This is a genomic window from Nodosilinea sp. LEGE 07298, from assembly GCF_015207265.1.
GTDB lineage: Bacteria > Cyanobacteriota > Cyanobacteriia > Phormidesmidales > Phormidesmidaceae > Nodosilinea.
The window spans coordinates 1-11,695 of record NZ_JADEXE010000218.1 but is presented as its reverse complement, the minus strand read 5'-3'; the positions used below and the strand labels follow the sequence as shown (position 1 = coordinate 11,695).

Sequence of the window (11,695 nt, the reverse complement as noted above, 5' to 3'; positions counted from 1 at the left end):
GGCAAAACCGTCATTAGTGGGCAGATCTGCGCCCATGCTGAGGGGGCGGGCAAGCGGCTGATGTTTTTGGTACACCTGGATGTGCTAGTCGGCCAAACCTACGAAAAGATGCAGTCTTTTGGCCTGCACTGCGGTTTCATCAAAGCGGGATGGGAGGAAAATCGCGAGGCCCCGATTCAGATTGCCAGCATTCAAACCATGTCGAAGCGGCACTGGTGGAAGCAGTTAACCCCCGATGTGGTGTTTTATGACGAGGGGCACATCACCCTATTCAGTCAGGTGGGCAAGAAGGTGCTCAAGACCTTCCCCAATGCCGTACACCTGGTGATGACCGCTACCCCTGAGCGCCTGGGCAAAGAGCAGCTAGGCGACTACATGGATACCCTGGTGGCCTCCCCGGTGCCCAGCGACCTGCAGCAGCGGGGCTTTTTGGCCCCCATGAAGTACTACAGTATGCCTCCCGACGGGGTGGCCAACCTAAAGGAAGTCAAGACCGTGCGGGGCGACTACGACGAAGCCGGGCTGAAGAATGCCTGCGATCGCCCCGAGCTAATCGAAAAAATTGTCCGTGAGTGGCAGCGCCTCTGCCCCAGTAAGCGCACGATCGCCTTCTGTGTCGACATCGAGCACGCCCGCCACGTGGCCGATGCCTTTAACGCTGCCGGTATCCTGGCCGACACGGTGGAAGGCGGCACTCCCATCAAAGACCGCAAGCGCATGTACAGTGACCTGCGCGACGAAAAGATCCTGGTGCTCACCTCCTGCAATGTGATCAGCATTGGCTTTGATGAACCCAGTGTGGAGGTAGGGCTAATGCTGCGGCCAACGCAGTCGAGCGCCCTACACCTGCAGCAGATTGGTCGGGTCATGCGGATTTCACCCCAAACGGGCAAGCAGTACGGCATCATTCTCGACCAAGCGGGGAATCTAGAGCGGCTGGGCTTTCCCGAAGACATCAAGGACTACCACCTGCCGGTACAGCAACAGAGTACTGGTGACGGCAGTCCACCACCTAAGAAACCCTGTCCCCAATGTGGCTATATGGTGCTGTCCTTTGTTGTTCAATGCCCTGAGTGTAATCATCAGTGGATCACAGAACGAGTTCTTAACTCAGAGGATTTGGTAGAGGTTTACTCTATCCAGCAAGCTCACCAGATTGACGATGTTTCTATCTTGAAAAAACTCTTTCATGGCCAGAGATTTAGCGCCTATAACCGTTGGAAAAGAAGTAACAAGAATAGATGTGATGGCAACTCCCCTGATGCTGCAATAGGCCTATTTAAGCGACATTGTGGCCGTTTCCCAAAAGATGAATGGTGTTTAGGCTCAATCCTGGGTACTCATCCAACTCAGGAGCAGATTCTAGAGTTCTTAGAATATCTCCAGAAGTGCGCCCACCGCACTGGAAAGCGCCCAGAGTGGATCATTCAAGAATTTGAGAAAGAGTGTGGTCGTGGGAGCTTTGAGCGAGTAACGACCTTGCATCGAACTTGATTATTGATTATTTGGTCCGTCAACTGTAGGGTGCATTCGCGTAGCAATGCACCGTTTTTAGCTAACCCTTGCGGTGCATTGCGCTGCGCGCAAATGCACCGCAAGGACCTTACCTATCTGTCGCGCTCGGTGCGGATCCAGGCTTGTTCGGGCTTGGTTAAAAACTTAGAGAAGATCGAAAACTTGCTCAGCATGTAGGCGGGCACCCCCAGAATGTCACGCAGCGATAGGTCGGCACGACCGTAGCCTACCCAGGCTAGGCCGATACCAAGCACCAAACACCCTAAGGCGGCCAGGGCCAAGTAAGCAGGCAGCCAGCTAAGACCCACTGTAGCCACCAGCAGGCTACCTGCTGCGATCGCACCCACAGCCAACCCCTGCAGCGTAATCGGCAGCACCGACAACTCCAGGGCTAGGGCCAAAAGATCCAGTCGTCCTTGCCTGACGGCCTGACCCAGCAGCCTGGGCACATACTCGGTAAACATTTGCAGATGGCCGTGTTCCCAGCGGGTGCGCTGGGTGGTGGCGGCCTGGTCGCCGCTGGGCAGGCGGCTGGTCACCCAGGCCGCCTGACAAAACTGAGGCGAGTAGCCCGCCAGAGCCAGGTCAAGGCCCAGCTTCATGTCTTCGACGATGTGGCCGCTGGCAATGCTGACTGAGGTTGCCGCTGCCCAGGGCATAGCAATGCCGGTACCCGTCAGCAGGCAGGGCTGCCCCAGGCCGTACAGCCCCAGCGGGCGCACCCAGTTTTTAACTTTAAAGGCAAAGGCCGAAATACCGTCCTTAAGCCCAGGATTGGCGGGCTTTTCCATTAAATAAACGGCCTGTACGGGACGGTTAGCGCTCTGGGCCTGGCTGGCCAGGGCAGCCAGCGCGCCGGGGTGCAGGGTACAGTCGGCATCGACAAAGATCACCATATCGGGGGCGTTCTCGGCCAGGTGGCGCAGGCCAAAGTCGAGGGCATAGCCCTTGCCGCGCTGAGCCAAATCCTGGCGCTCTATCACGGTGGCCCCGGCTTCACAGGCTTCAGCGGCGGTGGTGTCGGTGCAGTTGTCGGCGATAACCACCAGGCGATCGCCGGGCCGCAGCTGAGGCGTAATGGTAGCCAGAGTTGGCCCAATGCCGCCCGCTTCGTTGTGGGCAGGCACCAGCACCGCCAGGGAGAGATCGGCAGACAGGGTAGGCGGGGCTGAATCTGGGGTACGACTAAGCAGGGCAAACAGGCACTCCAGGGCCAAAAAAGCTGAGGTCACCAGCAGTAGCAGCGGCACAATGGCTAAGGCTGCCGTGAGCAACTCGCTCCAACTTACATTCATAGCTGCCACTCTTCCCTAGTAAATAGTTGCTTTCAGGTTGCCCGAACTGTTGCGCCAGATTGTTGCGCCAGGTTACGTAGGCCACCTCTGGCCCCTCACCTGTTTTTAGCTAACCCTACCGAACTGGAGCGATCGCAGCCCCACCTCGGCCTTAGATTTACAGGAGCTTCAAAAATCCGTATCGCTACAGAAGGTTCAAGGTTTCAGGTGTAGGGTTTAAGGCCTGCTTCGAACTTGAGACCTAAAACCTTGAACCTAAAACCTTGAACCTAAAACCTTTAACATTGCCTCAACAGACGACTAGGAAGCAATCTGAGCCAAAGCATTCTCGATTGCCAGTGCCCATCCCTCTGGGGCGGGGGCGATCGCGACCGGCCAGCCCCGGTCAGCTAGCTGGGGGTGGGGACCGTGAGCACTGGGCAGCACAATCGGGTAGTCGACGTTTTCGAGCATGTCGAGGTCGTTGGGGCTGTTGCCCAAGCCGATGGTGGCAATGGTTTTAGCATCAGGGTTGTTGGTCTGAAAGAGCTGCACCAGCTGGTGTACAGCGTTGCCCTTGCCCGCCTCGGCCCCAATCAGGTGAGAAAAGCGATCGCCAATCACCACCCGAAAGCCCATCGCCTCGACTGCCTCGCGCAGCTGATCGGCGGGCACGTTTTTAGGCGTCATAAAGGGTTCGGTAAATTCTCGGGCCTTAGCTTGTTTCGCCTCGCTGGGCGACAGCCCGGTGAGCTGAACCACCTGGTCGACGCTCCAGTCGCCAAAGCCCTTGAGGGGGCGGCCCAGATCTTGGGCGATCGCCTTCAGCCCGGCCCGGGCGGTGACATAGTTGCAGCCTAGCTGGAGCACCCGGTAACCATCAACATCGTCGCCCGGCGGTAGAGCAAATCGAGTTTGGTCGGTGGGAATATAGACGGCGCTGCCGTTTTCGACTACAAAGGGGTCGCGCAGCCCCACATCCTGGCGCAGCTGGGCCACTTCTTGCCGGGTTTTACTGGTCACGGGTACCACCGGAATGCCCAGGGCAGTGAGCTTGGCCAGGGTGGGCAGAGCCGCCTGATAGGCGTAGGTTTCGCCGTTGAGCAGGGTGCCGTCAAGATCCGTAAATACAATGCAGGCCATAGGGGTGACGAGGTAGAGGTGACAGGATGAATTCCAGGTTAGGCGCTACAAACGTTTTGGCAACTCTGGGGCGATCGTGCGGTATTCTCCCTAATTTTTCTTTTTTCCCCTTTCTAAAGCCAAGGTGAGACAATACCTAAATAGCTTTTCTTTAGGGCTGCTCTAAGGATAATCTGTTAAGGCTTTAGCCCACGGCTGAGGTTTTGCTGTTCGCCCCTGCAATGAGTGTTATGGAGTTTAGAACCCCCGGCCAGGAGGCGGTTTACCATCGTATTTTGCCTTGGATGCACGAGCTGTTTGGCGAATCGTTGGCGGTTTTTGAAGATGAGCCCCTGTTCATTGTCAATTTGGGGTCGGCTGTAGCCTCTACTCGGGTCGTGCCCTGGCACCAGAATGAAACCCTTATTACGACTCGGTCCTACGTTGTAACCGATATTCAGCTCACCCCAGAACTGAGCTATTACCTACTGCGCGAAAACAACGGCATCTACTTCGGCCGCTTTGCCTACGATGCCGAAGACGACATTGTGTTTGAACACAGTTTGGTGGGCGAAACCTGCGATCGCCTGGAGTTAAACCACTCTGTAACCACCGTCATCCGAATTGCCGACAACTACGACGATGAAATTGTGGCTCGCTGGGGCGGCAAGCGCGCCCTTGATCGCTGGGCACCTTGACGAGGGTGGGGCATGCTGGCCAATTCCATCGCAGGGGACACTTTCATTTGGCCTATTTCGCGCTACAAAATAAATTAACCAACTGCACTGGAGGAGGTGATTGTGGCCCGTCGCTGGATTTGGATCGGTTTGACAGGATTTTTGGTAGCACTGCTAAGTGTGGGGCTCACTTCGGCCCAGGCGGCAAAACCACTGCAATCTCAGCTAACGGTGAGCCATCTATCTCCCGTCCAAACCACAGCAGGGGCGTCGCTGCAATTCCTCAAGTCGCGATCGCTTGACGAAAGTGACTTAACCAGCGACAACCTACAGCTGGCTCAGGCGGCCCCACCCCGGCAGGTGACGGCCCTGGCCGACCCCTCTAACTTCGGCGATCGCTATGCCACCGACATCAACGGGCGCGTGCTCCGAAATGACTTTATTGCCGTTTTGCACGAGACCGTAGGCTCAGCCCAGAGCGCAATCAACCTATTTCGCACCCATCACCCCCGCGACCAAGATCAGGTGAGCTACCACGCCCTGATTGGTCGCGATGGCACGATCTACTACATTGTGCCCCCCGAGAAGCGAGCCTTTGGCGCAGGCAATTCGGTATTTGACGGCCCCAGTGGACCAGAAACCGTGCGCACCAATTCGGCCTTTCCCCCCTCGGTCAACAACTTTGCCTACCACATTTCCTTAGAGACCCCAGGCGATGGCATGAACAATCGCCGCAGCCACAGCGGCTATACCCCGAACCAGTATGCCTCCTTAGCCTGGCTGCTGGCCCAAACCACCATCCCCGACAGCCGCATTACCACCCACCAGGCAGTCGATCGCTCTGGCAACAGAATGGATCCGCGTAGCTTTAATGGTCAGGGGTTCTTTGCGCTGCTGCGCCGCTATCCTACCCGCAGCGGTTTGTCTGGTTAGGTCAGGGGGTCAAAGTACACCAACATTTCGTAGATCGATGGTTCTAGCACGTTCAGACTAGGGTTACTGCTATCAAATAGCTGGTCGCCCATCATCGTCTGGTAAGCCTCCGAGTGCTGGTCGATGGCCGTCGTCGCTGGTTGAAGCCGCAGCAGCAGGTACCCGTCGTACTGGTCTAGCTGACTTTCCTCTAGCATCACGGTGCCGCCGTAATCCCAGGCGAAGCCGTAGAGCTGAAAGTCGCCCAAGATAGCTTCTACCTCTGAATAGGGAATGCCGACCCCCAACCCTTCAGGAGTCTGCCAGGCGGGGCCAAAGTCTTTGATCAGCTGAGGTCGGGTTTGGCTAGCATCTTGCCACACCACCGAAAACTGCTGCTCGGGGCCAGGGGTGACTACGGTCCCCGGCGCGGTGGTGCCCTCGCCCATAGGAATAGGGGCATCTTCAAGGGCGGCTTCGCCGTAATGGGCGGCCAAATCGACCCGGCGGGTCTCGGCGGTGACAGGGCCAACCCGCTGTCCCGCAATCACCAGGGTATCGGCGGCGGGTTGCTCTAGCTCCACCACATTGGGCGATGACGGCTGAGTCGTAGGTACATCCGGCGCGGCTGGCAAGCGGCAGCTAGCCAGCGGCAGCAACAACAGCAGCAGAACTGGGGTCAAAAAACGCGCCACAGTAAAAAGTTACATGAGTAATACAGCAATTCTCATTTTAAAACGTTTGTACTGACATTAGGACGTTCAAAGGCTTTCACCCTCGATCATCTGAACGACAGAGTTAGGGGACTAGCCGCTCGACGTAGCTGAAACCATACTGAACCCACCTTGGCTAACCCCAGTAGGGCTGGGCAAACGGTGTTTCCCCTACACAAACCGCCTATGGTGTTACCGGGGGCTAGGGCACCAGGTGATGGCTAATGGCAAACCGCAGCAGCTCTGAGCGATTGCTGGTTTCGGTCTTACGCAATAGGCTGCTGACATACTTCTCAACGGTTCTGGGGCTTAAAAACAGGCGATCGCCGATTTGAGCATTCGACAGCCCGTCTGATAGCAGCGCCAAAACATCTTGCTCGCGGGCGGTAAAGTCAGCCATTAGGTCGCCCGAAGACGGAGACCAGGGGACGACAGCCTCAGACGGTGACCCTGGGCTCATGGTCGGGGGCGGCATTGGAGCCGGGTCAAAAGGTAATTCGTTAGTCTGCATGGCTCGCTGCTGAGCGGTACTCAGCGCTACCTGCTGAATCCAAGCTGACTGCACCAGCTGCGATCGCTCCAGCAAATTTCGCACAATGGCCCCAATTTCTTGAAGCTCAAAGGGTTTGGGCAGGTACAGGTCGCAACCCAACTGGTAGCCCTTAATGCGGTCTTTGGTCTGATTGTGGGCCGTCAAAAAAATAACCGGCAGCAGCCGAAAGGCCGGAAACTGACGCACCTTTCGTACCAGAGAGTAGCCGTCTAGCCCAGGCATGCCAACGTCGGTAATGATCAGCTGGGGCTGGTGACTAAACACTTGCTGCAGCGCCATTTCACCATGGCTGGCCATCAGTACCGAGTAGCCCTCAAGTTCTAAATAGTCACACAGCGAAAGGCGAGTGCCCTCGTCGTCTTCCGCAATTAAAATAGTGAGCGGCATGACGTTATACACCAGGTCTAAAGCATTGGCAGGTAAACCTCGACGGTTAACGACCAAGACCTAAACCCTGGCACGCAGCCCGGTTATGCACCCCTGCCTCTATAGGCTAAACGAGAAACTAGGTTGCGGGTTTATTTGTTGCTGAAGTTAAACCGCGCTGGAGTAAACACTCCGCCGACCTTAATAATTCGTCACTTTGACCAGCTTGCTGCGGGCCTGGGTACTAACCCAACCGGTAGCCAAAGCCGCGCACCGTTTTGAGGTACTGAGGATGGCTAGGATCAGCCTCTAGTTTTTCGCGAATCCAGCGGATGTGAACGTCTACAGTTTTGTTGTCGCCCATAAAGTCATGGCCCCACACCTGGTCAATAATCTGGTCGCGCGACCAGACCCGTCGGGGCTGCCCCATAAACAGCTCTAGAATCCGAAACTCTTTAGGGGAAAGATTAATTTCTGTGCCCTGGAGAAAAACGCGGCACTCCTGGGGGTACAGCGTAATGTCTTCAAACTTGAGCACGTTGTCTTTCTCGGCGGTAGATTTGCCCCGCTGCCGCCGCAGTAGTGCCCGACAGCGAGCAACCAGTTCTCGCATACCAAAGGGCTTAGTGAGATAGTCGTCGGCCCCAATTTCAAGCCCTACTACCCGGTCGGTTTCGGTACCCTTGGCGCTCAGCACCAAAATGGGCACATCAATACCCTGGTGACGCAGCAGTCGGCACAGATCTAGCCCATTCATGCCGGGCAGCATAAGATCTAGCACCACTAGGTTGATTTCTGGTCGGTCTGTGCGGCTCGACACTGAGGTTCCGCCCAGCATGTCTAGAGCGGCCAAACCATCTGCGGCCAGCAACACGTCAAATCCTTCTTCGGCCAACCCCAGGGCTACCGTTTCTCGAATCAGTTCTTCGTCTTCGACAATGAGCACCCGACCTAAACCAACCCGTAGGCTAGGCTGGGACTGGGCCGTAAGATCTACAGAATTCATAGGGAACGGTTAAAAACTGCTCAGTGCAATCATATCAGCCCCTAGAGGGATGGAATAGCCTCCAGAAAGCTAAGACGTTATTAAGCTCAGTTTACCCCCTGGCCCAAGCAACCGGCTAGGCGTTGTTTACCAGGGCTTTGTCATGCTTCTCACCAAAGCCTCTACATGCTGCCTACTAAAGCCCTTATACGCCGCTCACCAGATCTTCGACGGCGTCGGCTTTGGTAGGCAGCGCGGCAGTTAAAACGGTGCAACCGGTAGGGGTAATATGTACATCATTTTCGATGCGAATGCCGCGCACCCCCTGAAACGCGTCCAGGCGTTCCCAATTAATGGTGTCGCTATACTGGCCCGACTGCCGGGCCGGGCCTATAATGCCGGGCACCTGATAAAACCCTGGTTCAATCGTGACCACCATATTGGCGGCCAGGGGGCGATCGAGCCGCAAAAACTTGAGTCCAAAGCGATCGCTGCGGGTCCGCCCGGTGGCATAACCCGCCACATCGCCCAAATCTTCCATATCGTGAACGTCTAGCCCCAGCAGGTGACCCACCCCGTGGGGAAAAAATAGGGCGTGGACATCTTGTTCGACCAGGCTGTCGGGGTGGCCCTTGAGCAGGCCCAACTCGACCAGCCCTGACGCCAGGGTACGGCAGGCCAGCAGATGCAGATCGCGGTACTCTACCCCCGGCTGGGCCGCAGCAATGCAGGCATCGTGGGCGGCCAGCACCACATCGTAAATATCGCGCTGAGCGGCGGTAAATCTGCCCGACACCGGCCAGGTGCGGGTAATGTCGGAAGCCCAGCCGCTGGGAGCCTCGGCCCCAACATCGGCCAGCAGCAGATCACCGGGAGCCAGGGTGTGGTGGTACTGCTCATTGTGCAGTACTTCGCCATGGACGGTGACAATGCTGTTGTAGGCGCAGGTCATCCCCCGAGCCATAATCACCTGCTCCATGGCGGCTCGCACCTCGGCTTCGGTGGTGGCATTAGGGGTGGCGGCCATCCCCGCCCGGTGGGCCGCCACCGACACGGCGGCGGCGCGCTCAATTTGCGCCAGGGCGTCGTCATCGTGGTGCAGCCGCAGGGTCACTAAAGCTTCGACCAAAGCCTGGCTACGGTCTGGGTTAGATTTGGCCTGGGAGGGCAATGTTGTAGATTCTGCCCGGTAATGGTCTACATGCTCATAGGGGTAAGCCGCTGCGGCCCCCATTTCGGCGGCAATGGTGTCTCGGCTGGGGGTTGGGCCATGCCACAGGGCCGCCGCCGGGGAGGTGTCATCCATAAACAGGGTCAACCGTCCCCCTTCTAAATGAATGGCGGCGTTGGCCAGAGGTAGACCGGCAAAGTACAAAAAGTGGCTATTGGCCCGAAAAGGGTAAACATTGGCCGGAAAGTTGCGCGAAACGGCCTGACCTGACCACAGCATTACCGGGTCTGGGTATAGCTCAGCCAGGCGATCGCGGCGGGCCTGAAGCAACTGAGCTAGGGGTAGTGGAGCCGTCTGAAGAGGCATAGAATCTAGCGCCAATAACTGCTTTAAGTCTGCCATAGAGCTTTAGCCTGAGCACCAGCCCTGGCGATCGCAGGCGACTGAAATTCTAAATCTAGCGTTAACCCCCTAGCGCTGGCCGTTAACCCCAAACTTCGACACTATCTTTTAGAATAAATGCAATAATTATTTTTTTGTACATAGACGCTTCAGAAATCAGTTCAAATGAACTATTCTTGGATCTATAACGGCTAGCCTATTTCAGGTGCAGCGCTATGGCTTCCTTAACAATTCGACCCGGCTCAAGAGTGCGCCTCAAGGGTCAAGACGACCACGTACCAGACTTTGTGGTTGTACGATGCGATCGTGATCGCTGCTGGATTCGTCAGCAAGACTGGGCTCCAGAGGCAGAACTGAACGTGAGCTTCAAGCAGCTTTGGGTTCCCCCTGAACCTGGCTCTACCCTGCCCGTAGCGCTGGCTAAGCAGGTTAAAGCGGCTGGGCTGGTCGCCCCTCATGGCGATCATCGCGCTGGCGACAATGTGGTTTATATGGCTGCTTACCGTCGCCGCCAGGCCCCTTAGGGTCGGTAGCGCAGAGCTAGCCGGGCCTGCCGCCGCAGGTCAAGAATCTAGATCGGCTACACGCTGCCCCGGCGTTGAAGTGCTAGTATGCAACTCTGTCGGTTTTAGCGGGGGTCAGCCGCTGAAGGAAACGGGGAAAGCGCAGTGAAACTCTGCCACTGTCCCGCAGCTGTGAACCAGTTTTAGCTTTCGAATTTTAGATTTTGGCGGAATGTGAAACCAAAATCCAAAATCCAAAATCCAAAATTGAGTGAGTCAGAATGCCCGCCGATGGATGCCCACTTCTTTCCCATCTGCGAGGTACAGATGACAGCTTATAAGGTTTTGTCTGTCCTGGAGTGCAAGAGCCCAGGGCAATCTTTCATGCTTGCTCTAACCCAATCTCCCACGGGTTAGGGCCTATGCGTAGTCACGACAGTGTGTGGCAGGGCTGCTTTGGTAACTGGCAGCCGCTGTTTATTCGCGAGTATTGGTTACCTATTGGCCACGCCGCCTGGCAGGGGTTTTTGAGCCAGGGGCGAGGCATGGTGGTGTGTGAAGTGGCCGGTGTCACCGCGACAGTCGACTGGAGCCGCACCGCCGTAGCCTACACCTTGCGCTTTGTAGCTCAGGCTAATCTGGCCAGCTACTGGCGCGATTTTGGCCTGGCTCTCGACCAGCGGCTGCCCCTAGACGAAGCCGTAGTCACCTACGACCCAGCTCAAGACGTAATTTTGCTGCTGCTGGCCGACTCGCCTCCCTACGTCACCTGCTTGCAGGGATTGGCGGTGCCGCCGCCGGAGTGCTTTCGCCAGATGGGTGCTCGCGCTGCCGAGTTTAGCCTGGCTCCACAGCCCTAACCACCCTAATTTCACTAGCCCCAAGCCGTAGCCATGGCTGGTGCAGTCTATTTGTGTGTCCATTCATGTCTTTTGTTAATTCCTATGACCCAACCCACCTTGTTTGTCTGTGCCCTGTGCAAGTTCCCCGCCGCTGAGGCCGGGGCGGGAGATATATCCGGGGGCCAGCACCTGATCGATCAGCTCGCGTCCCAGCTAGAGGACGATACGGTTATTCTGCAGCCGGTGCGCTGTATGGCAGCCTGCGATCGCGCCTGCAACGCCGCCCTATCTGCCCCCGGTAAGCTCACCTTTATCTTTAACGACCTGTCGCCCCACCAGGCCGCCCCGGATCTGGCAGAATTTTGCCGCCAGTACGCTGCGGCTGATCTGGGTAAAGTGCCTTATGGGCTGCGATCGCCCGCCATTAAGCAGGCCACCGCCTATGTGCTGCCGCCGCTGGTGGCTGAGAGCTTGGAAGGTGCGATCGCCCGGTAGTGGATGAGTGGATGAGTGGATGAGTGGATGAGTGGATGAGTGGATGAGTGGATGAGTGGATGAGTGGATGAGTGGATGAGTGGATGAGTGGATGAGTGGATGAGTGGATGAGTGGATGAGTGGATGAGTGGATGAGTGGATGAGTGGATGAGTGGATGAGTGGAT

At 56.7% G+C, this 11,695-nt stretch carries 12 protein-coding genes and 1 riboswitch; of the genes, 6 read left to right on the top strand and 6 right to left on the bottom strand.

All coding sequences use genetic code 11. From position 1 onward, the window contains the following. A partial coding sequence (locus IQ273_RS23620; RefSeq protein WP_194025604.1) for a DEAD/DEAH box helicase occupies positions 1-1,494 on the top strand: 1,494 nt, incomplete at its 5' end. Between the two features lie 113 nt (positions 1,495-1,607). On the opposite strand, the gene IQ273_RS23615 is transcribed toward IQ273_RS23620, so the two are convergent. Both IQ273_RS23615 and IQ273_RS23610 read right to left on the bottom strand, forming a co-directional pair. Next, positions 1,608-2,810, bottom strand: a complete 1,203-nt coding sequence (locus IQ273_RS23615) for a glycosyltransferase (RefSeq protein WP_194025603.1) — start codon at positions 2,808-2,810, stop codon at positions 1,608-1,610. A gap of 300 nt (positions 2,811-3,110) precedes the next feature. Continuing rightward, positions 3,111-3,932, bottom strand: coding sequence for a mannosyl-3-phosphoglycerate phosphatase (locus IQ273_RS23610; RefSeq protein WP_194025602.1), 822 nt, complete (start codon positions 3,930-3,932; stop codon positions 3,111-3,113). 230 nt (positions 3,933-4,162) lie between these two features. On the opposite strand from IQ273_RS23610, the gene IQ273_RS23605 reads away from it, so the two are divergent. Both IQ273_RS23605 and IQ273_RS23600 read left to right on the top strand, forming a co-directional pair. Beyond that, positions 4,163-4,609: a T3SS (YopN, CesT) and YbjN peptide-binding chaperone 1 gene (locus IQ273_RS23605; RefSeq protein ID WP_194025601.1), complete on the top strand. Its 447-nt coding sequence runs from the start codon at positions 4,163-4,165 to the stop codon at positions 4,607-4,609. 102 nt (positions 4,610-4,711) lie between these two features. Beyond that, positions 4,712-5,521, top strand: coding sequence for a peptidoglycan recognition family protein (locus IQ273_RS23600; protein WP_313898219.1), 810 nt, complete (start codon positions 4,712-4,714; stop codon positions 5,519-5,521). Here the strand turns inward: IQ273_RS23600 and IQ273_RS23595 are convergent. From IQ273_RS23595 to IQ273_RS23580, 4 genes are all read right to left on the bottom strand, one after another. Beyond that, complete coding sequence (locus tag IQ273_RS23595) at positions 5,518-6,195, bottom strand: hypothetical protein (RefSeq protein WP_194025600.1); 678 nt, start codon at positions 6,193-6,195, stop codon at positions 5,518-5,520. The two genes, IQ273_RS23600 and IQ273_RS23595, sit on opposite strands and share 4 nt — an antisense overlap. Positions 6,196-6,415: 220 nt before the next feature. Further along, positions 6,416-7,153 carry a response regulator transcription factor gene (locus IQ273_RS23590; protein WP_194025605.1) on the bottom strand — a complete coding sequence of 246 codons (738 nt, stop codon included), beginning with the start codon at positions 7,151-7,153 and terminating at the stop codon, positions 6,416-6,418. Positions 7,154-7,376: 223 nt separating this feature from the next. Further along, positions 7,377-8,138: a response regulator transcription factor gene (locus IQ273_RS23585; protein WP_194025599.1), complete on the bottom strand. Its 762-nt coding sequence runs from the start codon at positions 8,136-8,138 to the stop codon at positions 7,377-7,379. Positions 8,139-8,322: 184 nt separating this feature from the next. Continuing rightward, positions 8,323-9,654 carry an aminopeptidase P family protein gene (locus IQ273_RS23580; protein WP_194025598.1) on the bottom strand — a complete coding sequence of 444 codons (1,332 nt, stop codon included), beginning with the start codon at positions 9,652-9,654 and terminating at the stop codon, positions 8,323-8,325. A gap of 251 nt (positions 9,655-9,905) precedes the next feature. Between IQ273_RS23580 and IQ273_RS23575 the strand changes: the two genes are divergently transcribed. The 3 genes from IQ273_RS23575 (at position 9,906) to IQ273_RS23565 (ending at position 11,530) form a co-directional block, all read left to right on the top strand. Beyond that, positions 9,906-10,214: a hypothetical protein gene (locus IQ273_RS23575; protein ID WP_194025597.1), complete on the top strand. Its 309-nt coding sequence runs from the start codon at positions 9,906-9,908 to the stop codon at positions 10,212-10,214. 82 nt (positions 10,215-10,296) lie between these two features. Beyond that, positions 10,297-10,501, top strand: a riboswitch (cobalamin riboswitch). A gap of 114 nt (positions 10,502-10,615) precedes the next feature. Continuing rightward, positions 10,616-11,053 (top strand): hypothetical protein, encoded by a 438-nt coding sequence (locus IQ273_RS23570; RefSeq protein ID WP_194025596.1) that lies wholly within the window; start codon positions 10,616-10,618, stop codon positions 11,051-11,053. Between the two features lie 84 nt (positions 11,054-11,137). After that, the gene (locus IQ273_RS23565) at positions 11,138-11,530 is read left to right on the top strand and encodes a DUF1636 domain-containing protein (protein WP_194025595.1); all 393 of its coding nucleotides are present in this window, start codon (positions 11,138-11,140) and stop codon (positions 11,528-11,530) included. The last annotated feature ends 165 nt before the right edge of the window (positions 11,531-11,695 follow it).

What these genes read in the sequence shown, in the direction of transcription:
- IQ273_RS23590 (WP_194025605.1), bottom strand. Translation starts at nt 7,153, where the DNA reads ATGCCGCTCACTATTTTAATTGCGGAAGACGACGAGGGCACTCGCCTT.
- IQ273_RS23605 (WP_194025601.1), top strand. Translation starts at nt 4,163, where the DNA reads ATGGAGTTTAGAACCCCCGGCCAGGAGGCGGTTTACCATCGTATTTTG.
- IQ273_RS23610 (WP_194025602.1), bottom strand. Translation starts at nt 3,932, where the DNA reads ATGGCCTGCATTGTATTTACGGATCTTGACGGCACCCTGCTCAACGGC.
- IQ273_RS23565 (WP_194025595.1), top strand. Translation starts at nt 11,138, where the DNA reads ATGACCCAACCCACCTTGTTTGTCTGTGCCCTGTGCAAGTTCCCCGCC.
- IQ273_RS23570 (WP_194025596.1), top strand. Translation starts at nt 10,616, where the DNA reads ATGCGTAGTCACGACAGTGTGTGGCAGGGCTGCTTTGGTAACTGGCAG.
- IQ273_RS23615 (WP_194025603.1), bottom strand. Translation starts at nt 2,810, where the DNA reads ATGAATGTAAGTTGGAGCGAGTTGCTCACGGCAGCCTTAGCCATTGTG.
- IQ273_RS23575 (WP_194025597.1), top strand. Translation starts at nt 9,906, where the DNA reads ATGGCTTCCTTAACAATTCGACCCGGCTCAAGAGTGCGCCTCAAGGGT.
- IQ273_RS23580 (WP_194025598.1), bottom strand. Translation starts at nt 9,654, where the DNA reads ATGCCTCTTCAGACGGCTCCACTACCCCTAGCTCAGTTGCTTCAGGCC.
- IQ273_RS23585 (WP_194025599.1), bottom strand. Translation starts at nt 8,138, where the DNA reads ATGAATTCTGTAGATCTTACGGCCCAGTCCCAGCCTAGCCTACGGGTT.